Source organism: Mycobacterium sp. E3305 (assembly GCF_001666785.1).
Taxonomy (GTDB): Bacteria; Actinomycetota; Actinomycetes; order Mycobacteriales; family Mycobacteriaceae; genus Mycobacterium.
Genome location: NZ_LZJA01000138.1, coordinates 1 through 22078 on the forward strand (window position 1 = coordinate 1; position 22078 = coordinate 22078).

22 protein-coding genes and 1 pseudogene are annotated in these 22078 nt (G+C 68.7%); 12 read left to right on the forward strand and 11 right to left on the reverse strand.

Annotated features, from left to right (window positions below; all coding sequences use genetic code 11):
• Together A5701_RS12775 and A5701_RS12780 are read left to right on the forward strand one after the other, a co-directional pair.
• Positions 1–629: NAD(P)-dependent oxidoreductase (locus A5701_RS12775; RefSeq protein ID WP_231972815.1), on the forward strand; the 629-nt coding region annotated here is incomplete at its 5' end.
• Between the two features lie 76 nt (positions 630–705).
• Positions 706–1524 carry a formate/nitrite transporter family protein gene (locus A5701_RS12780; protein ID WP_067753568.1) on the forward strand — a complete coding sequence of 273 codons (819 nt, stop codon included), beginning with the start codon at positions 706–708 and terminating at the stop codon, positions 1522–1524.
• A gap of 6 nt (positions 1525–1530) precedes the next feature.
• Here A5701_RS12780 and A5701_RS12785 read toward each other — a convergent pair whose 3' ends face one another.
• A complete protein-coding gene (locus tag A5701_RS12785) occupies positions 1531–2463 on the reverse strand; it encodes an LLM class F420-dependent oxidoreductase (RefSeq protein ID WP_067753571.1) in 933 nt (310 codons plus the stop codon).
• Between the two features lie 116 nt (positions 2464–2579).
• Between A5701_RS12785 and A5701_RS12790 the strand changes: the two genes are divergently transcribed.
• Positions 2580–3017: an ATP-binding protein gene (locus A5701_RS12790; RefSeq protein ID WP_067753574.1), complete on the forward strand. Its 438-nt coding sequence runs from the start codon at positions 2580–2582 to the stop codon at positions 3015–3017.
• Positions 3018–3024: 7 nt separating this feature from the next.
• Here A5701_RS12790 and A5701_RS12795 read toward each other — a convergent pair whose 3' ends face one another.
• Positions 3025–4383 carry a wax ester/triacylglycerol synthase family O-acyltransferase gene (locus A5701_RS12795; protein WP_067753626.1) on the reverse strand — a complete coding sequence of 453 codons (1359 nt, stop codon included), beginning with the start codon at positions 4381–4383 and terminating at the stop codon, positions 3025–3027.
• A gap of 172 nt (positions 4384–4555) precedes the next feature.
• On the opposite strand from A5701_RS12795, the gene A5701_RS12800 reads away from it, so the two are divergent.
• Positions 4556–5539 (forward strand): methylenetetrahydrofolate reductase C-terminal domain-containing protein, encoded by a 984-nt coding sequence (locus A5701_RS12800; RefSeq protein WP_067753577.1) that lies wholly within the window; start codon positions 4556–4558, stop codon positions 5537–5539.
• Entirely contained in the window at positions 5536–6291 is a 756-nt protein-coding gene (locus A5701_RS12805; RefSeq protein ID WP_067753580.1) for a class I SAM-dependent methyltransferase, read from the forward strand. Before A5701_RS12800 ends, A5701_RS12805 begins: the two co-directional genes overlap by 4 nt.
• Positions 6292–6309: 18 nt before the next feature.
• On the opposite strand, the gene malQ is transcribed toward A5701_RS12805, so the two are convergent.
• The 4 genes from malQ to A5701_RS12825 all read right to left on the reverse strand — a co-directional run bounded on the left by malQ (position 6310) and on the right by A5701_RS12825 (position 11259).
• Entirely contained in the window at positions 6310–8295 is a 1986-nt protein-coding gene (gene malQ, locus A5701_RS12810) for a 4-alpha-glucanotransferase (protein ID WP_067753583.1), read from the reverse strand.
• Between the two features lie 133 nt (positions 8296–8428).
• The gene (gene phoU, locus A5701_RS12815; RefSeq protein WP_067753586.1) at positions 8429–9064 is read right to left on the reverse strand and encodes a phosphate signaling complex protein PhoU; all 636 of its coding nucleotides are present in this window, start codon (positions 9062–9064) and stop codon (positions 8429–8431) included.
• Positions 9065–9165: 101 nt separating this feature from the next.
• Positions 9166–10494 carry an MFS transporter gene (locus A5701_RS12820; protein WP_067753629.1) on the reverse strand — a complete coding sequence of 443 codons (1329 nt, stop codon included), beginning with the start codon at positions 10492–10494 and terminating at the stop codon, positions 9166–9168.
• 177 nt (positions 10495–10671) lie between these two features.
• Positions 10672–11259 (reverse strand): hemerythrin domain-containing protein, encoded by a 588-nt coding sequence (locus A5701_RS12825; protein ID WP_067753589.1) that lies wholly within the window; start codon positions 11257–11259, stop codon positions 10672–10674.
• A gap of 183 nt (positions 11260–11442) precedes the next feature.
• Between A5701_RS12825 and A5701_RS12830 the strand changes: the two genes are divergently transcribed.
• The 3 genes from A5701_RS12830 (at position 11443) to A5701_RS12840 (ending at position 13477) form a co-directional block, all read left to right on the forward strand.
• Complete coding sequence (locus tag A5701_RS12830; RefSeq protein ID WP_067753632.1) at positions 11443–12327, forward strand: cyclopropane mycolic acid synthase family methyltransferase; 885 nt, start codon at positions 11443–11445, stop codon at positions 12325–12327.
• Positions 12328–12470: 143 nt separating this feature from the next.
• Positions 12471–12980: a hypothetical protein gene (locus A5701_RS12835; protein ID WP_082950432.1), complete on the forward strand. Its 510-nt coding sequence runs from the start codon at positions 12471–12473 to the stop codon at positions 12978–12980.
• Between the two features lie 143 nt (positions 12981–13123).
• Positions 13124–13477 (forward strand): VOC family protein, encoded by a 354-nt coding sequence (locus tag A5701_RS12840; RefSeq protein WP_067753595.1) that lies wholly within the window; start codon positions 13124–13126, stop codon positions 13475–13477.
• A gap of 6 nt (positions 13478–13483) precedes the next feature.
• Here A5701_RS12840 and A5701_RS12845 read toward each other — a convergent pair whose 3' ends face one another.
• From A5701_RS12845 to A5701_RS12855, 3 genes are read right to left on the reverse strand one after another with little or no spacing between them, the layout of a single operon-like run.
• Complete coding sequence (locus A5701_RS12845) at positions 13484–13750, reverse strand: YdeI/OmpD-associated family protein (protein ID WP_067753598.1); 267 nt, start codon at positions 13748–13750, stop codon at positions 13484–13486.
• Between the two features lie 55 nt (positions 13751–13805).
• Positions 13806–14696: a hypothetical protein gene (locus A5701_RS12850; protein ID WP_067753601.1), complete on the reverse strand. Its 891-nt coding sequence runs from the start codon at positions 14694–14696 to the stop codon at positions 13806–13808.
• A gap of 34 nt (positions 14697–14730) precedes the next feature.
• On the reverse strand, positions 14731–15774 hold the full coding sequence (locus A5701_RS12855; RefSeq protein WP_067753604.1) for an amidohydrolase family protein: 1044 nt from the start codon (positions 15772–15774) through the stop codon (positions 14731–14733).
• Between the two features lie 100 nt (positions 15775–15874).
• Between A5701_RS12855 and A5701_RS12860 the strand changes: the two genes are divergently transcribed.
• The gene (locus A5701_RS12860; protein WP_067753607.1) at positions 15875–16594 is read left to right on the forward strand and encodes a CoA pyrophosphatase; all 720 of its coding nucleotides are present in this window, start codon (positions 15875–15877) and stop codon (positions 16592–16594) included.
• Positions 16595–16746: 152 nt separating this feature from the next.
• Positions 16747–19662, forward strand: a complete 2916-nt coding sequence (locus A5701_RS12865) for an ornithine decarboxylase (protein ID WP_067753610.1) — start codon at positions 16747–16749, stop codon at positions 19660–19662.
• On the opposite strand, the gene A5701_RS27490 is transcribed toward A5701_RS12865, so the two are convergent.
• On the reverse strand, positions 19571–20221 hold the full coding sequence (locus A5701_RS27490) for a PadR family transcriptional regulator (protein ID WP_067779021.1): 651 nt from the start codon (positions 20219–20221) through the stop codon (positions 19571–19573). The two genes, A5701_RS12865 and A5701_RS27490, sit on opposite strands and share 92 nt — an antisense overlap.
• Positions 20222–20339: 118 nt before the next feature.
• Between A5701_RS27490 and A5701_RS12875 the strand changes: the two genes are divergently transcribed.
• Together A5701_RS12875 and A5701_RS12880 are read left to right on the forward strand one after the other, a co-directional pair.
• Positions 20340–20762 carry a nuclear transport factor 2 family protein gene (locus tag A5701_RS12875; protein WP_067753617.1) on the forward strand — a complete coding sequence of 141 codons (423 nt, stop codon included), beginning with the start codon at positions 20340–20342 and terminating at the stop codon, positions 20760–20762.
• Between the two features lie 12 nt (positions 20763–20774).
• Positions 20775–21812, forward strand: a complete 1038-nt coding sequence (locus A5701_RS12880; protein WP_067753620.1) for an LLM class F420-dependent oxidoreductase — start codon at positions 20775–20777, stop codon at positions 21810–21812.
• A gap of 12 nt (positions 21813–21824) precedes the next feature.
• On the opposite strand, the pseudogene A5701_RS12885 reads toward A5701_RS12880, so the two are convergent.
• A pseudogene (locus tag A5701_RS12885) lies at positions 21825–22078 on the reverse strand (MFS transporter); the annotation flags it as partial.

The window sequence follows — 22078 nt, forward strand, 5'->3', positions numbered from 1 at the left end:
GCCTGATCCTGATGACCCTGCGCCGTTTCGGCGCCGCCGACCGCTACGTGCGGGCGGGCCGCTGGCTGCGCGACGGCCCGTTCCCATACGCCCGGGACCTCAGCGGCCTGCAGGTTGGCATCCTGGGTCTGGGTCGCATCGGTTCGGCGATCGCGACCAGGCTGCTCGGATTCGACTGTGCCGTCGCGTATCACAACCGCCACCGCATCGACGGATCGCCGTACCGCTACGCCCCGTCGCCGGGGGAGCTGGCCGAGTCGGTCGACGTCCTCGTCGTGGCCACGACGGGCGATCCGCACACGCGCCACCTGGTCGACCGCTCCGTCCTCGAGGCCCTGGGCCCCGAGGGTTATCTCGTCAACATCGCCCGCGGCAGCGTCGTCGACCAGGACGCGCTGGTGGAGTTGCTGGTCGGCGGCGGCCTCGCCGGGGCCGGGCTGGATGTCTTCGTCGACGAACCCCATGTGCCGCCCGAGTTGTTCGAGCTCGACAACGTGGTCCTGTTTCCGCACATCGGCAGTGCCACCGCCCGGACCCGGAGGGCAATGGCGATGCTCGCCATCCGGAACCTGGAGAGCTACCTGGGCACCGGTGAGCTGGTGACGCCGGTGCTGCGACCGCGGAGGTGACGGCCGCGGCGGGCGCTGTCAGATCCCTCACACCGGATGGTCCATCCGGCAAATAACGGGTATCAGGCCATCCACCATGAGTGATACCACCCAGCGTCAGCTCGGGCAGACCGACAGCCCGATCGAGGACGAGCTCGAGGACGCGTTCAGCAGGATGCTGAGCGAGGGCACCCAGCGCCTGCACCGCACCTGGCGCGGCGTGCTGGTGACCGGCTTCTTCGGTGGCACCGAGGTGGGGATCGGGGTGCTTGCCTACCTGTCGGTGCTGGACGCCACCCACCGCCCGCTGCTGGCCGGGCTGGCGTTCTCGATCGGCTTCCTGGCCCTGCTGCTCGGCCGCAGCGAGCTGTTCACCGAGGGCTTCATCATTCCCGTCGTGACGGTGGCCGCCAAGCGCGCCAGCCTGCCGCAGCTGGCCAAGCTATGGGGCGGCACCATGTTCGCCAACCTGGTCGGCGGCTGGGTGATCATGTGGCTGATCATGACCGGCTTCCCGGAGCTGCACGCGCAGACCATCGAGTCCGGCACCCACTTCGCCACCGCGCCACTATCCGCCCAGAGCATGGTGCTGGCGATCCTCGGCGGCATGGTCATCACGCTGATGACCCGGATGCAACACGGCACCGACTCGGTGCCCGCCAAGATCGCCGCAGCGGTGGCCGCCGCGTTCCTGCTCGCCGGGCTGAGGTTGTTCCACTCCATCCTGGATTCGCTGCTGATCTTCGGCGCGCTGGTCACCGGGGCTGCCCCGTTCGGCTATCTGACGTGGCTGGGGTGGTTCGGCTACACCGTGGTCGGCAACATGATCGGCGGGCTACTGTTCGTGACCCTGCTGCGGCTTCTGCGCAGCAAGGACCGGCTCGAAGAGGAACGCGCGGACGCCGAAGGCCGGTGACAGCCGTCAAAGCAGTTGTGGCATAACCTCACTCGCCAACAACTCCAGATGGGCGAGGTCGGTCAAGTCCAGCAGCTGGGTGTAGACACGTCGCACGCCGATCTGCTTCCAGGCGCCCAATTTGTCGACGATCTCCGCGGGGGAGCCGACCAGCGGGCTGTTGGACCGCATTTCGTCGAGGTCGCGACCGATCGCCGCGGCGCGCCGGGTCAGTTCGCGGTTGTTGCGGCCGGCGCAGAGCACGAATGCGCTCGAGTAGACCATCGAGTCACCGGGCCTGCCGGCCGCGGCGACGGCTTGCGCCACCCGCTCGTACTGCTTCTCGGCCACGCCGATCGGCGCGAACGGAACGTTGAACTCGGCCGCGTACTTCGCGGCCAGCCGCGGGGTGCGGTTGGCGCCCAGGCCGCCGACGACGATGGGCGGGTGTGGGGTCTGCGTCGGCTCGGGCAGCGCCGGTGAGCCGCTGATGGTGTAGTACGCGCCGGCGTAGTCGAAGGTTTCGCCGGGCCCCGTGGTCCACAGGCCCGTGATGATGGCCAGCTGTTCGTCGAGCCGGTCGAACCGCTCCCGCAGCGGTGGGAACGGGATGCCGTACGCCTGGTGCTCCTTTTCGAACCAGCCGCTGCCCAGCCCGAATTCGACGCGTCCGCCACTCATGTCGTCCACTTGGGCCACGGCGATCGCCAGCGGGCCGGGGTAGCGGAATGTTGCGGAAGTCACCAGGGTGCCCAGCCGGATGGTCGACGTCTCCCGCGCGATCGCGCCCAGCGTCACCCACGAGTCGGTGGGGCCAGGCAGTCCGTCGCCGCTCATCGCCAGGTAGTGATCGGACCGGAAGAACGCACCGAACCCCAGCTGCTCGGCGGTCTGGGCGACGGCCACCTGGTCGGCGTAGCGGGCGCCCTGCTGCGGCTCGATGAATGCACGAAAGTCCATAGGATCCCTCTGTATCTCGTTGTACGGCAACTCGATTCCGAACCTGTACCCGGCTGTGGCCAAAGCGAGACGGCCGGCGGGTTAGCAGGCCGGCCGCAACTGGGTATGCCTTCTGCATGACTTCACCGCTGCCACCAATCGTTGTCACGCCCGCGCGATTGACCTGCGCCGGTGCCGCCGACGCGGTGACCGCGGCGGAATTGCGCCGCACCCTGCGGCGGTGGCTGCAGGAGGTGACCGAGGCTCCGGCGGAGGTTCACGACGACATCATTCTGGGCGTCAACGAGGCGCTGGCCAACTGTGTGGAGCACGCATACCGTGACCACCGCCCGACGGGAACGATGAAGCTGCAGGCAAGCCACGACCGCGCCGCCCAGTCGATCAGCATCTGCGTCAGCGATCGCGGATCCTGGCTCCCGCCCTCGCGGCAACGCCTCAGCGACCCGCGGCGGTCCCGCGGAATCGCGCTGATGCACGCGCTCGCGGATCACTGCACCATCAACGCCCGCCCCACCGGCACGACGGTCTGCCTGGACTACACCACCAGGCCGTAGCCGCCGCTCACACGCCGACGGCGCGCTCCAGGTCCTTCAGCGACGTCTCCAGGTGGCCCAGCAGCCGCTGCAGGTGCGGGACGCTGCGGCGGCAGCCCACGAGACCGAAGTCGAGGTTGTCGGCGTTGTTGGTCACGGTGATGTTGACCGCCTGGCCGTCGAGCGGGATGGACAGCGGGTAGTTGCCGTCCAGCCGGGCGCCCCGCCAGTACTGCGGCTCCGACGGACCGGCCGAGACGTTGGAGATGACGATGTTGAACGGCGGTGACCCCGCCGACAGGTAGCCGGGGATCAGCCCGAAGAACAGGCCGCCGATGTTGAAGGCCGACAGGGCGAGCTGCTGAACCGGGGGCAGCTGCTGGAAGATTTCTTTGGTGTCGCGGATCGACGTGCTGACGATTTCTAGGCGCCGCGCCGGGTCGTCCAGATCCGTCGCCAGGTTGCACAGGAACGTCCCGACCAGGTTGCCTCCGCGGTCGTCGTCGGCCTTGCGGAGGTTGACCGGCACCATCGCGGTCAGCGGGGCGTCGGGCAGCGCGCTCTGCTCCTGCAGGTACGCACGCAGGGCGCCGGAGCACATGGCGAGGACGACGTCGTTGACGGTAACCCCGGCCGCCGATTTAACCGCTTTGATCCGGTCCAGCGACCAGGACTGCGCGGCCACCCGCCGGGCGCCGCCGATCCGGACGTTGAACATGCTGCGCGGCGCCTGGAAGGGCAGCGTCAGCTGTTGTTCGAGCAGGGCGGCCCGGGCCAGCTTCAGCGACGACGGCGCCAAGGCGAGCGCCGACCCCGCGGTCCGGCCCGCCCGCTCCAGCAGGGACTGCCGTTTCTGCCCGCCGCCGCGCTTGCGCGGCCCGAGGCTCCACGGCACGCGCACCTCGTCATCCTCGGGATCGGGGGTGAAGGCGCGCTGCACCAGCCGCATCGCGGACACCCCGTCCATGAGCGAGTGGTGGTACTTCGTGTACACGGCGTAGCGGCCGTCCTGCAGCCCCTCGACGAGGTGGGCCTCCCACATCGGGCGGTGCCGGTCGAGCAGGCTGCCGTGCAGCCGGGAAACCAGCTCGAGCAGGTCACGGACCCGGCCCGGTTCGGGCAGGGCCGAGCGGCGCAGGTGGTAGTCGAGCTCGACGTCCTTGTCGAACGACCACGCGAGGTTGGTCAGTCCGCCGAAGAAGGCCGGGTGCTTGCGGAACGTCGGCTGCACGTCCGTGCACTCGAGCATGGCCTGATAGGACTCGCGCACGAAGTGGGGCCCGGCGTCCTCGGGCGGCTCGAAGAGTTGCAGCGACCCCACGTGCATGGGGTGCTCGCGTGACTCACCGATGAGGAACAGCGCATCCGTCGGAGATATCGGTTCCATGCTTTTGACCCCGTTCCTTTCGCTGCGCCGGGCGCGCGGCACACCCATCTCCTAGTAGCCGCAGCGAGCGTTTGCTAATCGTCTTCGAGCTGCGAATCGGCGCCGTTCGCTGAAGCGCTTGCGCCCGCGACCGTTTGGGTACATGCATGCGAACACTGGCGCTCGAGGAGTCATGATGTCGGCGGGTTTGGGGTGTCCGAAACGGATGGTGTTCGGGCCGTGCGGCGGGGTGCGGCCCGACGGCCAGTGCGAGATGCGCCCCGGTCCGTGCGCGTTCGACGAGGTGGTGGCGTGGTCGGGGCCGCAGTCCACGCCGCGTCTCGCGCACGCGCCGCTGGTGCTCACCGACTTCAGCAGCACCCCGTTCGACCGTGACGACATCGCCGCGACGGCCGCCGCGCTGGCGCAGGGATGCGACGCCGTCCTGGTGGGCGAGCACCAGAACAAGCCCGACTTCCCGCCCACGCTGATGGGGTCTTTGCTCCTCGACGCCGGGGTGACGCCTTGGATCACGCTGTCATGCCGTGACCGCAACCGCGTGGTGCTCGAGCAGGAGTTGCGGGGCCTGCTCGGCATCGGTGTCGAAACGGTGCTGTGCGTGACCGGTGACGGGCGCGGCTACGACGTGCGCCCGGACGTCACGCAGACCTTCGACCTCGACGGCCCCCGGCTTGTTTCGTTGGCCGCCTCCACCGGAGTTGTCGCTGCGGTGCCCGAGACGCCAACCGCCCCGCCGGCGCACGCCCGCCCCGCCCGGTTGGTGGAGAAGCAACGGGCCGGCGCCAGCCTGGCCGTCCTGAACCACGTGCCCTCCGCCGGGCAGGTCGCCGACTTCATGGCCGAGGCGCGGGCGGCTGGTCTGACCATTCCGGTGATCGCGGCGGTGGCCGTGTTCACCGACAGCGCCTCCGCGGCGGTCCTGCAAGGCTTGCCCGGCCTGGAACTCGATCAGGATGTGACGGAGCGGGTGTTGGGCGCGCCGGACCCGGTGGCCGAGGGGATCGAGGCGGCGGTGGCCGAGGCCCGGGCGCTGCTGTCGATCGAAGGCGTCGAGGGCGTCAACGTGTCGGGCCTCGCGTCCGCGTCTGGCCCACGCGCCGGCGCGGAGATCAAGGGCGAGGTGGGTCGTCGGATCAGGGCGGAGGCGCGTCGATGACGGAAGCGATGGAGGCGGAGTTCGACACCGTCGCCGAATGGACGGCCGAGGTGGCCGAAGAGCTGGGCCCGGACTACCACGTGCCGGCCGGCTGTCGCGGCAGCGGCAGTCCGCCCGCCCTGGACTGGCTCATCGACCGCATGGGCCTGACGGCCGGTGACACATTGCTGGACTCCGGCGCAGGCGTCGGCGGGCCCGCCGCGTATGCCGCGCGCTCGCGTCCGGTGCGTCCGGTGCTCGTCGAACCGGAGACCGGTGCCTGCCGCGCGGCGAAGAAGTTGTTCGGATTCCCGGTGGTGTGCGCGGCGGGCGCCGCCCTGCCGGTGACTGACTCGAGCTTCGACGCCGCCTGGTCCCTGGGCGTGTTGTGCACGACGCCGGATCAGCTCGGGCTGCTCGACGAGTTGCGCCGCGTCGTGCGGCCCGGCGGGCCCATCGGGCTGCTGGTTTTCGTCGCGCACTCTGACGCGGCGAACGACACGACCGACGGCAACCACTTCCCGTCGCCCGCTCGCCTGCGTGAGCTGGTGACGCGCGCCGGCCTGCGCGTCGAGCACTCGCTGGGCACGTCGGACCTCCCGGCGATCGCCGACACGTGGAACGAGCGCATCGACGCCGTGGAAAACGCGCTGAGGGACCGCCACGGGCACACGGAGGCCTGGCAGCTGGCCGAACGGCAGAGCTCGAAGATCGGGCGGCTGCTCGGGGACGGCGCGCTGACGGGCGAGCTGTTGGTGCTGCGGCACGCGTGAGAGACCGCCTGGGCCCGGTTACCGCGCCCCTCGGAAGGCGGCGGTGATTTCGGCGACCCTCGGGTCGGCGCGCAGTTCCTCCAGCGTCTCCGGCAGGGGCAACCGCCAGTTCGGGTATTCGTCGATGGTGCCCGGCAGGTTGGGCTGCCGGGGTTCGGCCAGCACGTCGTAGGGCGAGATCAGTTTCAGCCGGCTCGGGGTCGCGGCGAGCAATCGGTGCATCGCGGTGATGATTGCCGGCTCGTCCGCGTCGGAGCCCGAAAGCAGCCCTTCGGACCGCAGCAGTTCCACCCACTCGGCTCGTTCCTTGTCGGCCACCGACTGCTCGCCCGGCGCGTCGTCAAGCAGCCCGAGGTCCGCGCGGGCCCGCACGTGTTCACCGCGCAGGAAACCCGCCGCCGTGGGGAGGTCGTGGGTGGACAGGCTGGCGGCCGCCCGCGACGGCCACTGCGCAGGCGGCAGCAGCGGCTCGCCCGGAGCCGACTCGTCACGGGTGAACCACGACACCGCGCAGCCCAGCATCTCGTTGTCGGCCAGCGCCCGGGTCACCTCGGGTTCGACGGTGCCCAGATCCTCGCCGACGACGGCGGCTCCCGCGCGATGCGCCTCCAGCGCCAGGACCGCGAGCATCACGTCGGCGTCGTAGTGCACGTAGGTGCCGCGCTCCGGACCGTCCCCCGGCGGGATCCACCAGAGCCGCCACAACCCTGCGACATGGTCGATCCGCAGCCCGTCGGCATGGGCGAGCACTGCGCGCAGCATATCCCGCAGCGCGGCGTAGCCGGTGGCGGCGAGGCGGTCCGGCCGCCACGGCGGAAGCCCCCAATCCTGCCCACGCGGCGTGAAGTTGTCCGGCGGCGCGCCGATGCTCACCCCTGTGGCGAGCACGTCGGCCAGCGCCCACGCGTCGGCGCCGTTCGCGTCCACCCCGACCGGTAGGTCGTGCAACACGCCGAGCGCCATGCCCGCGTCGCGTGCGGCGTCGCGCACGGTCGTCAGCTGCTCGTCGCAGCGTTGCTGCACCCACGCGTGGAAGGCCAGCCGGGGTGCCAGCTCACGCCGGGCCGCCGCCACGCCGGGCCCGGCGACGTCATGCAGCGGTGCGGGCCAGCGGGTCCACCGGCCGCCGTGCCGCTCGGCCAGCGCGCAATACGTGGCCCAGTCGCGCAGACCGGTGCCGGCGGCCGACTGGTCCAGCGGGTTGGGCCGGCCGTCGGCGCGCCACAACAGTTCCAGCGCCGACCGCTTGGCCGCCCACACCAGGTCGTGGTCGACCCGCTCGGTGGTGGGCGAGACCCGCAACGCGTCGACCTCCGCGCGGGTTTCCGGGTCGGCCTGGCGGTAGGCGTCGAGATCCTCGATGCGCAGCGCCAGCGGGTTGGCGAATCGTCGGCTGGACGGGGTGTAGGGCGACGGCTGCACCGGGTGCGTCGGGCCGGGCGCGTGCAGCGGGTTGAGCAGCACCACGCCGGCCCCATGCTCGGCGGCGGTCCAATTCAGGAACTCGCGCAGGTCGCCCAGGTCGCCGATGCCCCAGGATCGCGCGGATCGCAACGCATACAGCTGCAACATCCAGCCCCAGGTGGCCGGCGTGGGAGGCACGCGGGGCGGGGCGGCCACCAGGGTGGCCTCCTGACCGTCGCGCAGCTCGATCCGATACCAGCCCGGGCTGAGGTCACCGGGCAGCTCGTCGCGCACTTCGGTCCGGACGCCGTCCTCGCTCACCAGGACGGCGGCGCCGGGCACGGCCCGGGGGCGCCCATCCAGCCGCACGGCGATCGTGGGTGGCAGCGCGCCGGCGCGGTCGCGCTCGGCGAGCCGGGCCAGCTCGCGTCGCCGCGCGGCTTCGCTCGAGGCGTCGACATCGAGGAGGCCGAGCACCCGGATCACGACGTCGGCGTCGACGTCCACCGGCTCTCGCCGCTCGTTTCGATAGGAGGTGGCCACCCCGTGAGCCGCGGCCACCCGCCGCAGGTCATCGGGAACCGGCTTGGGCTTCGCCATCAAGCCGCCGGCCCGGGTGCGGCGCCGGCGGCGGCGATGGGACGACGGAGGGGTAGCAGCACAACCTCTATATACCCAAGCGGTGGGTTCTCACACGGGCGGCCGAAACTCGTTCGCCGGCATGCGTTTTCGGCTAGTGCCCGGTCGCCTGAAAGATGACCCGCCGGGCGATCTGCACGGCGTGGTCGGCGAAGCGCTCGTAGAAGCGGCCCAACAGCGTGACATCCACCGCGGCGGCGACACCGTGCGTCCAGCACGGGTCCATCAGAGCCGTCAGCAATTGGTGGTGCAGTTCGTCCATCGCATCATCGTCGCGGCGGATCTGGGCCGCCCGGCGAGGATCCTGGGCCAGCAATACTTCTCGCGCGCCGACGGCCAGCTGCTCGGCGGCATCACCCATTTCGGCGATGTGGTGGCGCACATCGTCGGGCACGGCAATGCGGGGATGGCGCATGCGGGCGATGTCGGCCACGTGTACCGCGAGCCCGCCCATCCGTTGCGCGTCCGCGGCGATCCGGATGGCACTGACCACCGCCCGCAGGTCGGTCGCCACCGGGGCCTGCAAGGCCAGCAACGCGAATGCGGTCTCCTCGACGCCGGTGTTGACGGCGACGATGTCCGCCTGGCCGGCGATGACGCGTTCCGCCAGCACCAGGTCGGCCTTCAGCAGCGCCTCGGTAGCCAGCCCGATGGCTCCGCCGGCCATCGCGCACATCGCGGCGAGCTGTTCGCTGAGGGTTCCCAATCGATGGTGAAAAGCGCTCCTCATCCCTTAGAGATAGGCCGGGAAACGCAAAATAAACGTCGTTGGCCGCTCGGTGGGAGTGGCCGCGTGGAGGGTTCGCCCGCAACGCGTTTCGCGGCCTTCGGCTACCGGACGCCCTCGGCCAGCTCGCGCGCCTCCTGCTCGGTTTCCACGGCGGGCCCGGATCCCGGCAGCGGCTTCCCGGCGACCTCGGGCGTGAACAGCAGCGTGACCGCGCCCACCAGGCCGCCGAAGATCAGCATGTAGGCGGGCGCCATGACGTTGCCGGTGCCCGAGACCAACGCCTGGGCGATCAGCGGCGTAGTGCCGCCGACGGCGGATATGGAGATGTTGTACGAGATCGCCAGCGCCCCGTAGCGGACGTTCGTGGGGAACAGCGCCGGCAGCATGGCCGGCGCGGTGCTGTCGAAGCACAGTTCCATCAACCCGATCAGCAGCACACCCATGAAGATCACCGGGTAGATCCCGCCGAAGCGGATGAGCAGGAACGCGGGGATCGAACCGACGACCAGCAGTGCGCAGCCGGTCCACATGATCGGCTTGACGCCGATGCGGTCGGACAGGCTGGCGACCAGCACCACCGTGACCATCAGGATCGCCAACGTCACCACGATCATCACCAGCCCGGCGGTGTGGCCGGCGCGCACGAACAGCTTGAGGTAGGTCGGCAGGTAACCGGTCAGCATGAAATCGGCGACCTGGGAGGTGAGCACCAGGGCGGCGCAGATCAGCAGCCCCCGCCACTGGTCCACAACCGTGCGCCGGAATTGCTGCCGGCGCCCGCCCGACTGCTGCGCGCCCTCCGTCGCGCTCTGATAGGCGGACGACTCCTTGAGCCGAAGCCGCAGAATCAGGGCGAACAGACCGAAGGGCGCGCCCAGTAACAGCGGGATCCGCCAGCCGTAGGTCAGCATGGCTTCGTCCGGCAGCCAGGTTTGTAAGGCCGTGACGAGCATCCCGGCCAGCACGAACCCGACCAGGTTGCCCATCGGCAAGAATCCGACCATCCTGCCGCGTTTGTGGTCCGGCGCCTGCTCGACCAGGTAGGTCATCGCGCCGACGAACTCACCGCCGGTCGACAGCCCCTGGAAGATCCGCGCTATGACGAGCAGGATCGGCGCCCAGATGCCGATGGCGCTGTAGCCGGGCAGCAGGCCGGTCACGGTCGTGCTGATCGTCATCATCAGAATCGTGATGACCAGCACCCGATGCCGTCCGATGCGGTCGCCGAGGGGCCCGAAGATGAAGCCACCGAGAGGCCGCACCACGAACGCGGCGGCCAGCGTGCCGAAGGTCGCGATCAGGTGGACGCCGCTGACGCTCTTACCGGGGTAGAACACCTGGGCGAGGGTGGTGGCGATGTAGCCGTAGACCCCGAAGTCGTACCACTCCATGAAGTTGCCGATGGCGGTGCCCATGATGGTCTGGCGCATGGCCGGGTCGGCGACCCGGATCTCGTTGCGTGCCCATTTCCGGCGGCGGCGTCGCGCATTCATCGACGGATTGCGTACCCAGAAGTCCCGAGGGCCGAACAAGTTGCGCTCCCATCCGGCTCGTCGTCTTCATCGGCCGGTGGCCGATCGTAGCGACCGGGCCAGCCCGAGAAGAACTCATTGACCTTTCAGGCTGCCGATGCGAAGCGAATAATCCCGGGGCTTCGACCGGTCCTCCGACCGGGTGGCCGCCTCGATATCGTCGACGTAGCGCTGCGGGTCCCGGTCGACGATCGGCAAACCCTCGGTGGTGGGGTGTTCGGCCATGAAGTCGCTGTATTGCCGGCCCAGCGCTTCCCGCAGGCCGATGGGAGCCCTGCGACGGAAATCCGACAGCCCCTCTCGCTCCTCTTCGCCCATGTGGTCGTCGTTGGCCTCGCGCGTGCGGCCGACCGCCGCCCACCATTCGTCGGTGCCCACCTCTGCGGCGTTGGCGTCGCGCACCGCGTCGCGGATGTCGTTGTGATCACCGATGGCGTCGAGCGTCTCACCCTCGGCGTCGTCGCCGACCCGCGTCAGAAGTTGCGGGTAGAAGATCTTCTCCTCGATGTAGGCGTGCACGTCCAGCTTGTCGGCGAGGGGCCGCCACACCCGGGCAAGGGCGGTTTCGTCGACCGGCGTCTGAGCCTGCAGGTAGTCCAGCCTGGCGAACTGTTCGCGGAACCACTCGTGGTCGGCGAGGATCAACATGGTGATGTCAGCCATCGCGACGCCCCACCTCCCTCCCGCTACGGTTCGCGCCATGGTGTCCCATCGCGGCGCAGCCAGTCAACCGGCCGGGCAACGTCGAGAAGGGCCTCGTCGACCGTGCGGATACACTGGGTCGTCAGCATGTCGATCGACCGCGATCGCGTGCGAGAAAAAATCCACCACAGTCAGAGGTTGTTTGTGCCCGAGAACCGCAGCGAGCCCGTGAGCCTAGAGCCGCATTTCGACGACGTTCAGGCGCACTACGACCTGTCCGACGACTTCTTCGCGCTGTTCCTGGACCCCACGCGGACCTACAGCTGCGCCTATTTCCAGCGCGACGACATGACCCTCGAAGAAGCTCAGCTCGCCAAGGTCGACCTGTCGCTGGGCAAGCTCGGGCTGCAACCGGGCCAGACCCTGCTCGACATCGGCTGCGGCTGGGGCACCACCATCATCCGGGCCCTCGAGCAGTACGACGTCAACGTCGTCGGCCTCACCCTGAGCCGCAACCAGCAGGCGCACGTGCAGCAGCGCCTCGACGAGCACCCCAGCGCGCGGAGCAAGCGGGTGTTGCTACAGGGCTGGGAGCAGTTCGACGAGAAGGTGGACCGCATCGTTTCCATCGGCGCCTTCGAGCACTTCGGGCGCGACCGCTATCCCGACTTCTTCAAGATGGCCTACGAGGCGTTGCCCGCCGACGGCGTGATGATGCTGCACACCATCATCCAGCCCAGCCGCGAGGAATTCGAAGAGCGTGGGCTGCCCATCACCATGACGAAACTGCGGTTCATGAAATTCATCATGGACGAGATCTTCCCGGGCGGAGACCTGCCCGCGGCCAAGACGGTCGAAGAGCACGCGACCCGCGCCGGCTTCGGTCTCAAGCTCTACCAGCCGCTGCGCCTGCATTACGCGCGCACCCTCGACACCTGGGCGGCCGCCCTCGAGTCGCGCCGCGAAGAGGCCATCGCGATTCAGTCCCAAGAGGTCTACGACCGGTACATGAAGTACCTGACCGGGTGCGCCGACCTGTTCCGCGAGGGCTACACCGACGTCGCGCAGTTCACCCTCGTCAAGGGCTGAGGAACCGGGCCCCGATTCGGGCGCACCATAGCTGAACCCCGGGCCGGTTTATCCGTGCACCGCCCGGGGTAAAACCACGAGCAACAACCTGCATCGGTACGCGTCGGCCTTCGTCGGCGCGAAACCGCAGGGAAGGATTGATCGTGAGTGCCAAGCACCGGATGAGCGCGACGGCGCAGCAAAGACCGCCGGCGGATCGAACGCCGCGCCGGCGGTCGGGCATCGCGGCGGTGTGCGACGTGCTTTCCGCCTCGATGTTGTGCACGGCGGCGTGTGCGGCCCTGGTGCTCAACGCTCCGCACGGCGAGAAGCGAATGATCGAGGCGAGCCAGGAGCCGCCGTCCGCCGCTTCGCGCCCGGTGCGGCAGGAGGGCACCGTGGTCGCGGTGTCGGCGGGCTCGGTCACCGCCAGAAGCGCCGACGGCTACACGCAGACCTATCTCGTGACGCCCAACACCACGCTCATCGGTCGCGGTGGCCAACCGGCAGCTGCCGCTTCACATTTCACGGTCAATGACCACGTGGTCATCGTCGGAACCATCCAGGACGGCACCGCCATGGCCACCGCGGTGGCCGACCACGGTGCGGGACACGGGGACGGACCGCCGATGGACTACCTTGACGGGCAGGTCATTCCGGCCGGGCGCAGCTGATCCACCCCGCGCCGACATCCCCGGCTTTGGTCAACGACCTTGCGGCGCAGCGCCTCTGTCGTTCAGTCCGCGCCGCCGCTTCTCGCCTTCTCCCGGCGCCGTCCCGGGCCTACTCTGTATGCCATCCAGCCAGAGGAGGCGCCGTGAGCGAGCACGAAGTCAAAATGATCATCTTGTCGACTGACGACCTGGACGAGTCGATCCGGTTCTACAGCGAGACGCTGGGCATGGCGCTGAAGTTCCGCGATGGGGCGCACTTCGCCGCCCTCGACGGCGGCCCCGTCACGCTGGCGCTGGCGACCGCCGTGGACCACCCGATACCGGGTCAGGTCGTCGTCGGCATCAAGACCGCCGACGTCGACGCCGCGGCGAAGGCGGTGGAGGCCAGCGGCGGCGGCATCGTCAAAGGGCCGTACGACGACGCGCATGAACGCCGTGCCGTGGTCTATGACAACAAGGGCAACGGCCTGGTGTTCTACATGCCGCTGGGCCGCTGACCGGCGTTACTTGCCGTTGCGCTCGCGGTGCTTGCACCCGGGCCAACAGCAGGGCCTGCGCTTGCCCTCTTCCAGCTCCTCCTGTGTCCGGCGAATGCGGCGCTGCCGGGTGGCTTCCTGCTTGGCGTCCTCGACCCAGCAGATGAATTCGTTGCGGGCCAAGGGCGTGATGTCGTTCCACGCGGCGAGCGCGGTGGCATTGCCGATCAGCGACTCGCGCAGGTCGGCCGGAAGCTTGTGCACCACTCCGCCGGGTATCCGCTCACTGCTCATGGGGCCACAGTAGCTGTCCGCGCAGTAGACGATCGGCTGTGGTCGCGCGCCGTGGCTAAGAAGTCAAATGCGCGCTGTCGTCGTGCAATTCGTCGCGGCGCAATCCCATCGGCGTGCGGGCGGGCACATCACCGCCGGCGACCACCGTGCGGGTGACCGGCGTGAGCGCCCGGAACAGCGTCTCCACCTCGTCGTCGTCGAGCGCGTCGAGCGCGGACAGGGAAAGCGCATCGGTGGACCGTTCGATGTGGTCCTTCAGTTCCCGGCCGGCCGCGGTCAGCGAGCCCTCATCGTCGAGCAGCCCCCGTTCGGCCAGCCGTTGCTCGTGGTGTCGCCACGCGGCCTCGTCGTAGTCGCGGGTGCGCGCGATGTACTCGCGCGGGACACCGCCGGCCGCGGCGTGCAACACGTTGGACTCCCGGCCCGAGACGCCCGCGGCGGCCAGCACCGCCACATGTCCGTCGCCCCGGTGCTCGCGCAGCAGCGTCGTCGCGTGCCAGAGCGCGGCCAGCGGATCGTCCGGCCACGGCAACGCCAGGTTGGCGGCGAACAACGGTCGTGCATCCAGCGGGGCCCGCCTGGCCGCCTTGCCCGCCAATTCCGCTGCGGCACGGATGTTTTCGCCGTCGCCCAGCCCGTAGCGGCGCAACGCCGCGACGGCCGATTCCTGCCGGGCCCGCAACGCCGCGTCCGGCCCGGCGACCTCCCAGGCCGCCGGCAGCGCCTTGGCGATCCGTTCGGGGGCGAAGTTGTAGAAGATCGCGGTGACCACCTGCCGTGGCACCGGGCCCAGCGGCGCCGAGCGCGCGGCGAAGTAGCCCATCCAGAATCCGCGGTAGCCCAGCCCGTCCAGCGCCGCCCGCGCCTCCGGCGCGAAATACGTCACCGCATGCACCGGTTCGAAGCGGTCGAAGAAGCGCCGCGCCAGCAGGGGTTTCCGTTGCATGATGGCAGTTAACCACCCCCATGGTTGCCGGTGCTCAAAGCCTCAGCAGCCGCTCGGCATTGAGGTGGGCGATCTTCTCCCGGTCGGGCTGGTTGATCGGCATCCTGTCGAGGAACTGGCGGCACGCCTTGATGTTGCCGTAGGGATAGTCGGCGGTGAAGACCACGCGGTCGATGCCGATCACATTGACCATCGCCAGATAGGCGTTAAAGGACAGGCTCCAACTGGGATCCGCGGCGCCGGGCTCCTGACTGGAGAAATCGCCGGCGAGGATGCCACCGTAGAAGTTCTCCCGCAGGTACTCCTTGACGGTGCGTTTGAGACCCGTCGCCTCGACCGGAAACGAGTAGTCGGTCCGCCAGCCCATCCAGCTGAGCGCCTCGAAGTGGTGACCCACGATGATCTGTAGCTGCGGGAACCGGTCGAACACCCCACCCAGGATCAGCCGGAGGCAGTGCACCCCGGTGTCGATATGCCAGCCGACCCCGGCCGCCGCCAACCGAGCCGACACCTTCGGGTCAAAGCCGCCGTAATAGGTGTCGATGATCGACTGCGGCGGGATGGTCGGGTGCAAAAAGATTGGCACGCCCAGGGTTTCGGCGGATTCGAAGACCGGCCAGAAGAACGTGTCGTCCAGGTAGCGCCCGTTGACGTGTCCGTTGATCAGGGCGCCCACGAAGCCGTGATCGCGGACGGTGCGCTCGAGCTCGGCGGCCGCCGCCGAGGGGTCGCGCATCGGGAGGGTGGCGAAGCCGCGGAACCGGTCGGGATGCCGCCCGACCGCGGCGACGACCGCGTCGTTCGCCCGCCGGGCCAGCTCGATCGCCGAATCGGGGTCCAGAGTCTCGGGTCCCGGGACGGAGTGCGAAAGGATCTGCATGTCGATGCCCGCGGCGTCCATCGCGGCGATCCGCCCCTCGCCCACGTCGGTGATCCCCGGCGGCCATTCGCCTTCCGTTCCGGGAGAACCGTAGCCCGCGTGCCTCAGCATTTCGGTCGCCGAGTCGGCCCCTTGATTGCGGTGTTCTTCGGCTATGGCCGGAAACCTGTAGTGCTCCTCGATACCGATGACTTTCATCCGTCTCCTCCCGTACATGCAGACCCACGAGCGCGGGGCGCCGGGCGTTCACCGGAGTACCCGGGACGCGCCGGGACCGGCCCCGCATAGTCTCGAACCCGTGACCATCCCGTATGACGAGGCTCTGCGCGAGCGGATCAGCGGCAATCTCGCGCGCCACGACCGCCGCGAGGTGACCGACCCAACCAAACGGCACGCGGCGGTCGCCGTGGTGTTGGTGGACTCCACCCTCGGCGAGGACCGGGTGGATCCGGCGCCGGTGGACGAATGGAACGGTGACCGCCCGATGCCGGAGCCCGGCCTCGACGGCCGGATGGTCGGCGTCTCGGGCGGCGCGGCGTTCTTGTTGTGCCGGAGGGCATCTCGACTCACCTCACACGCCGCGCAATGGGCGCTGCCCGGTGGCAGGCTCGACCCGGGCGAGACCGCCGTCGACGCGGCCCTGCGGGAATTGCGCGAGGAGGTCGGCATCGCCGTGACCGGTTCGACCGTGTTGGGCCTCCTCGACGACTATCCGACGCGGTCCGGGTACGTCATCACCCCGGTCGTGATCTGGGGCGGCGGCCGCCTCGATCCCCGCCCGGCGCCCGACGAGGTGGTGGCGGTGTACCGGGTGGGGCTGCATCAATTGCAGCGCGACGACTCGCCGCGATTCATCACCATCCCGGAGAGCCCGCGCCCGGTCGTGCAGATTCCTCTGGGCAACGACCTGATTCACGCGCCGACCGGCGCCGTGCTGCTGCAGTTGAGGTGGCTGTGTCTGGAAGGCCGACCGGACGCGGTCGACGGGCTGGAGCAACCGGTCTTCGCCTGGAGGTAGCGATCGATGGCAGGCGCCGCGGTGTGAGCGGCGGCTGTCACGCGACGGACGCTCGGTGTTCGCCTTCCGGTCACCGGCGGGCGTATTGACTCTGCAAGCCTGGACCGACGCTCCGGGACTCAGGAGTCGCCGTGCTCCCAGAAAGGGCGGCCATGACAGAACACTTGCGCGCATACAACAGCCTTTGGCAGGTGCGCAGCGACTCGTGGTGCCGGTTGGAAGAAGCCGCGGACCGGCTGACGCGGCCGACCACCACCGGCACGCTGAGGGACAAATGGGCGGGCGCCTGCCAGGAGTTGCTGACGCGCCTGAGCACGCTGGAGCCCTACTGGGCCTACCCCGGCGCGCCGCAGTTCGCGCGCATACAAAGGCTTTTCGCCGCCGGCAGCTACGACAAGTTCGCGCAGGCGGTCGCGCAGGTCAACCGGGCGCTGACCACCGAGTCCTACCGCTCAGGGGACGTGGACAACGCCGGTGCCGACGAACTCGACATGTTCCCGTCCGATCCGCGGCAACTCATCGAGCATCAGCCGGCGTCGCAGCGCGACCGTCCCTACTTCGAGGTGCTGGTCGTCGAGAAGATGACCGAGGACCAGGAACGCGCCCTGCGCAACGAGGTCCGCAAATGGCGGCGCCCCGACGACGAATTCGTCTACGAACTGGTGGTGGTCGCCAGCGGGGACGAGGCCCTCATCGCGGCGCGGCTCAACGTCAACCTGCAGGCGGTGGTGATCCGCCGGCGCTTCTCGCACCAATCGACGCGGGACCTGTCGGCGCTGTCGGAGTTCGTCGACACGGCCGTATCCGACGAGCTGAACGACCACCAGACTCCCGAGGAACGCGCGCAGATCCTGGCGACATCGCTGGCCGAACTGCGGCCGGAGCTCGACCTGTACCTGATGACCGAGATCGAGGTCGAAGACATCGCCGGTCGGCTGGGCCAGTACTTCCGCAGGGTGTTCCACGCGCGCGAGGGCATGCTCGAGCTGCACCTGTCGATCTTGCAGGGCGTCGCGGCGCGTTACCGCACACCGTTCTTCAGCGCGCTCAAGCAGTACAGCCACCGGCCCACCGGTGTCTTTCACGCGCTGCCGATTTCGCAGGGCAAATCGATCGTCAACTCCCACTGGATCAGGGACATGGTGGGGTTCTACGGCCTCGACGTGTTCATGGCCGAGACGTCGGCGACGTGCGGGGGCCTCGACTCACTGCTGGAACCGACCGGGCCGCTGCGAGAAGCGCAACAACTCGCCGCGCAGGCCTACGGATCGCGGCACACGTACTTCGTCACCAACGGGACCTCGACGGCCAACAAGATTGTCACGCAGGCGCTGGTGGCGCCCGGCGACATCGTGCTGCTGGACCGCAACTGCCATCAATCGCACCACTACGGGATGATGCTCGCCGGTGCGAACGTGGTGTATCTGGAGGCGTATCCGCTCAACGAGTATTCGATGTACGGGGCGGTCCCCCTGCGGGAGATCAAGTCAAAGCTGTTGGCGCTCAAAAGGGCCGGCAAGCTCGACCGCGTGAAGATGATGTCGCTGACGAACTGCACCTTCGACGGGATCGTCTACGACGTCGAGCGTGTCATGGAGGAGTGCCTGGCCATCAAACCCGACCTGGTATTCCTCTGGGACGAGGCCTGGTTCGCCTTCGCGCGGTTCCACCCGGTCTACCGGACGCGCACCGCGATGGCCGCGGCACGGACCATGCGCGCGCGGCTGCAGGACCCCGGCTATCGGCGTCGCTACGAGGAATATCTCTCGGCCGGTGGCAACGAAACACCCAGCGACGACGAGCTTTTGGACCGTCGCTTGCTGCCCGACCCCGCCCGGGCCCGGGTGCGGGTGTACGCCACGCAGTCGACGCACAAGACGTTGACCGCGCTGAGGCAGGGATCGATGATCCACGTTTTCGATCAGGATTTCGACCAGAAGGTCGCCGAGCCGTTCCACGAGGCATACATGGCCCACACGTCGACCTCCCCCAACTACCAGATTCTCGCATCGCTGGACCTGGGGCGCCGGCAGGTCGCGCTGGAGGGAGTCGAGCTGGTGCAACGGCAGATCGAGAACGCGATGCAGTTGCGCGACGCGATCGACAACCATCCGTTGCTCAGCAAGTACATGCGCTGCCTGCGCACGTCGGATCTGATCCCGGAGCCGTTCCGGCCGTCGGCTATCGCCCAGCCGCTGCGCTCGGGCCTGCGCAACATGATGGCGGCGTGGGGCCAGGACGAGTTCGTGCTCGACCCGTCGCGGATCACGTTGTTCATCGGGCCCACCGGCTACGACGGCGACACCTTCAAACGCCAGCAGTTGATGGACCGCTACGGAATCCAGATCAACAAGACGTCGCGCAACAGCGTCCTGTTCATGACCAACATCGGCACCACGCGCAGTTCGGTCGCCTTCCTGGTGGAGGTTCTGGTCAACATCGCCACCGAACTCGACCAGAACATCTCCGAGATGAGCCTCGGCGAGCGAGAGCACTTCGACCGCGCGGTCTACCGGCTCACCGAAATGTCCTTGCCACTGCCCGATTTCAGCGGATTCCACCCCGCCTTCCTGGATCACAGCGGCGCCGAGCCGACGCCCGAGGGGGACGTCCGCCGCGGGTTCTACCTCTCCTACGACGACACCAACTGTGAGTACCTCACCGGCGACCAGATCGATGAACGGCTCGACGCGGGCATTGACGTCGTGTCGGCGACGTACGTGACGCCCTACCCGCCGGGCTTTCCGGTCCTGGTGCCCGGGCAGCTGTTCAGTCGCGGCATCCTGCAGTTCATGCGCGACCTCGACACGCCCGAAATTCACGGCTACTTACCAAATTTCGGCTACCGCGTGTACACCGGTAAAGCCATCGAAATGGCTGGCCGGCCGGCCGGCCTGCCGTCCAACGGCCACCGCGCCGTCGGCGCCCCAGACGGGGCGAAGCAGACGCCGAAGAAGCCGGGCAAGCGTGCCCGGCTCAGCGGCGAGGGGAGCGTTCCCGAGGTCGGTCAGGATGAGCTGCTCGGCCAGCAGCAGCCCGGCGACGCGGTGAGCTCGGGTTCTGCTTAGGCCGCGCGGCCATGCGGTGGTCGATGACGTCCAGCGCGCGCTCGGCCCATCGAACGTTCTCTTCCTCGAACGCGATCCCACGCAGCAGCGTCAAATAGGGGCCGATCCGCTCGGCATGGGCCAAAAACTCCCCCTCGGCGTGTCCGTCGAGTATGCGCGCCCGCAAGCGTTCGTAGCGTTGCAGTTTGGCCGTCGCCCACTGCAGGCGCTCGACGATGAACTCCCGCACGGCGGGTGCGTCCCCGGCGTCCGCGGCCTGGACCTTGATGAGCAGTTCGTCGCGAATCGCCGAGGGCTTGGGCGCCCTCGCGGTGAACTCCCGGATCGCGTCGTGGCCGGCCTCGGTCAGCGAGAACAGCCGCTTGTTTGGCCGGCGCTCCTGCTGCACGACGCGCGCCCGGATGAGGCCCTGCTCGGCAAGGCGGTCGAGTTCGCGGTACAGCTGCTGGGGGGTGGCCATCCAGAAATTCGCCACCGAGGCGTCGAAGTCCTTGGCGAGGTCGTATCCGGACGACTCGCCCTCGAGGAGGGCCGCCAGGACAGCGTCACGCAGCGACATCGAAGAAGAGTACAACGATACGAATAATCAACAAAGTGATTAATCGCACTATGGACACGGGCCGACGGACCGCATAGCGTCAACGGCACTTCCCAACCAATCCAAGCCGAGGTGTCGGATGCATCCCTTCCGCAAAGCCGTCGAGGACCGCGACGAGAGCGGCATCCACGCGCTGCTGGCCGACGACGTCGTGTTCACCAGCCCGGTCGCGTTCAAGCCCTATGTCGGCAAGCCGATCACCGCGGCCATCCTGAGCGGCGTGTTGCGCATCTTCGAGGACTTCCGTTACATCCGGGAGATCCACGACGACGACGGCCGAGACCACGCCCTCGTGTTCGAGACTGGAATCGCCGGGGCGCCCGGGGTCAAGATCACCGGCTGCGACTTCCTGCACTTCAACGACGACGGCCTGATCGACGACTTCATGGTGATGGTGCGGCCGCTCTCAGGCGCGAAGGCGTTGTCCGAGGCGATGGGCGCCCAGTTCGAGCGGATCCAGCAGGAGGCGCTCCAACTGGCCGACACGTTCACCACCGCGTAGGGGCGAGCGACCATGCGAATCGGATTAGGCATCAACTATGCGGGCGGCTTCAAGGACGTGGCCGCCGAAGTGGCCGACCTCGAGCGTGCCGGACTCGACATCGTCTTTGTCCCCGAGGCCTATTCGTTCGACGCGGTGAGCGCGCTCGGTTACCTGGCCGCCAGCACCGAACGGGTCGGCCTGGCCTCGGGGATCCTGCAGCTCTACACCCGAACGCCCACGCTCACCGCGATGACCGCCGCCGGGCTCGACTACGTCTCCGATGGCCGGTTCACCCTTGGGCTGGGGGCTTCCGGTCCGCAGGTCATCGAGGGCTTTCACGGGGTGCCCTACGACGCGCCGATCGGCCGGACCCGCGAAGTGATCGACATCTGCAGGCAGGTCTGGCGGCGCGAACCCGTCAAGCACCAGGGCAAGTACTACACGATCCCGCTTCCCGCCGGGCAGGGCACCGGGCTCGGAAAGCCGCTCAAGCTGATCAACAAGCCGGTGCGAGAACGCATTCCGATATTGGTCGCGGCGCTTGGCCCCAAGAATGTCGAGCTCGCGGCCGAGATCGCCGAGGGCTGGCAGCCGATCTTCTACCTGCCCGAGAAGGCGCAGGAGGTGTGGGGCGAGGCGCTGGCCGCCGGCCGCGCCAAGCGGGACGCCGAGCTGGGTGAGTTGGACATCTACGCCGGCCCGGTCCTCGCCATCGGTGAAAACGTGGAGTCGCTAAGGGAATTCGTGAAACCCCATCTCGCCCTCTACATCGGCGGCATGGGCGCCAAGGGCAAGAACTTCTACCACGCCCTGGCGACGAAGTACGGCTACGGCCCGCAGGCGGACCGGATCCAAGAGCTCTACCTGGCCGGCGACAAGGACGGCGCCGCCAAGGTCGTGCCCGACGAGCTGGTCCGGGACGTGAACCTGATCGGCAGTCGCGAGTTCGTCAAGGATCGACTGGCCGCGTTCCGCGAAGCGGGGGTCACCACGCTCAACGTGGCGCCCATCGCGTCCACCCCGGGCGAGCGGGTCAAGCTGATCGAGACGCTGCGCGAATTGCTCTGAGCGCGGGCGATTTCAGGCCTGTCGGTGGGCGTCGCGCCGCAATCGCACCGCCCGACTCGCGGCGGCCAGCAACGCCAGCGCGGCCATCACCGCGAGAACGGTCGCCGACACCGCCGACCCGACCGTCGCCAAAATGAGCGGCAGCCCGAAACCGATGTAGGTCACCACGTAGAACGCGCCGACCAGCGCGCCGCGCAAGCGTTTCGGCGCCGCGGCCTCCAGATCGATCAACCCCTCACGCAAGCACAGGCCGGAGGCGCATCCCC

Excerpts from the sequence above, each read along its gene's own strand:
- A5701_RS12865 (WP_067753610.1), top strand. The coding sequence starts at position 16,747 with ATGACAGAACACTTGCGCGCATACAACAGCCTTTGGCAGGTGCGCAGC.
- A5701_RS12805 (WP_067753580.1), top strand. The coding sequence starts at position 5,536 with ATGACGGAAGCGATGGAGGCGGAGTTCGACACCGTCGCCGAATGGACG.
- A5701_RS12820 (WP_067753629.1), bottom strand. The coding sequence starts at position 10,494 with ATGCGCCAGACCATCATGGGCACCGCCATCGGCAACTTCATGGAGTGG.
- A5701_RS12790 (WP_067753574.1), top strand. The coding sequence starts at position 2,580 with ATGACTTCACCGCTGCCACCAATCGTTGTCACGCCCGCGCGATTGACC.
- A5701_RS12785 (WP_067753571.1), bottom strand. The coding sequence starts at position 2,463 with ATGGACTTTCGTGCATTCATCGAGCCGCAGCAGGGCGCCCGCTACGCC.
- A5701_RS12825 (WP_067753589.1), bottom strand. The coding sequence starts at position 11,259 with ATGGCTGACATCACCATGTTGATCCTCGCCGACCACGAGTGGTTCCGC.
- A5701_RS12800 (WP_067753577.1), top strand. The coding sequence starts at position 4,556 with ATGATGTCGGCGGGTTTGGGGTGTCCGAAACGGATGGTGTTCGGGCCG.
- A5701_RS12795 (WP_067753626.1), bottom strand. The coding sequence starts at position 4,383 with ATGGAACCGATATCTCCGACGGATGCGCTGTTCCTCATCGGTGAGTCA.
- malQ (WP_067753583.1), bottom strand. The coding sequence starts at position 8,295 with ATGGCGAAGCCCAAGCCGGTTCCCGATGACCTGCGGCGGGTGGCCGCG.
- A5701_RS12875 (WP_067753617.1), top strand. The coding sequence starts at position 20,340 with ATGCATCCCTTCCGCAAAGCCGTCGAGGACCGCGACGAGAGCGGCATC.
- A5701_RS12780 (WP_067753568.1), top strand. The coding sequence starts at position 706 with ATGAGTGATACCACCCAGCGTCAGCTCGGGCAGACCGACAGCCCGATC.
- A5701_RS12845 (WP_067753598.1), bottom strand. The coding sequence starts at position 13,750 with ATGAGCAGTGAGCGGATACCCGGCGGAGTGGTGCACAAGCTTCCGGCC.
- A5701_RS12850 (WP_067753601.1), bottom strand. The coding sequence starts at position 14,696 with ATGCAACGGAAACCCCTGCTGGCGCGGCGCTTCTTCGACCGCTTCGAA.
- A5701_RS12880 (WP_067753620.1), top strand. The coding sequence starts at position 20,775 with ATGCGAATCGGATTAGGCATCAACTATGCGGGCGGCTTCAAGGACGTG.
- A5701_RS27490 (WP_067779021.1), bottom strand. The coding sequence starts at position 20,221 with ATGTCGCTGCGTGACGCTGTCCTGGCGGCCCTCCTCGAGGGCGAGTCG.
- phoU (WP_067753586.1), bottom strand. The coding sequence starts at position 9,064 with ATGAGGAGCGCTTTTCACCATCGATTGGGAACCCTCAGCGAACAGCTC.
- A5701_RS12855 (WP_067753604.1), bottom strand. The coding sequence starts at position 15,774 with ATGAAAGTCATCGGTATCGAGGAGCACTACAGGTTTCCGGCCATAGCC.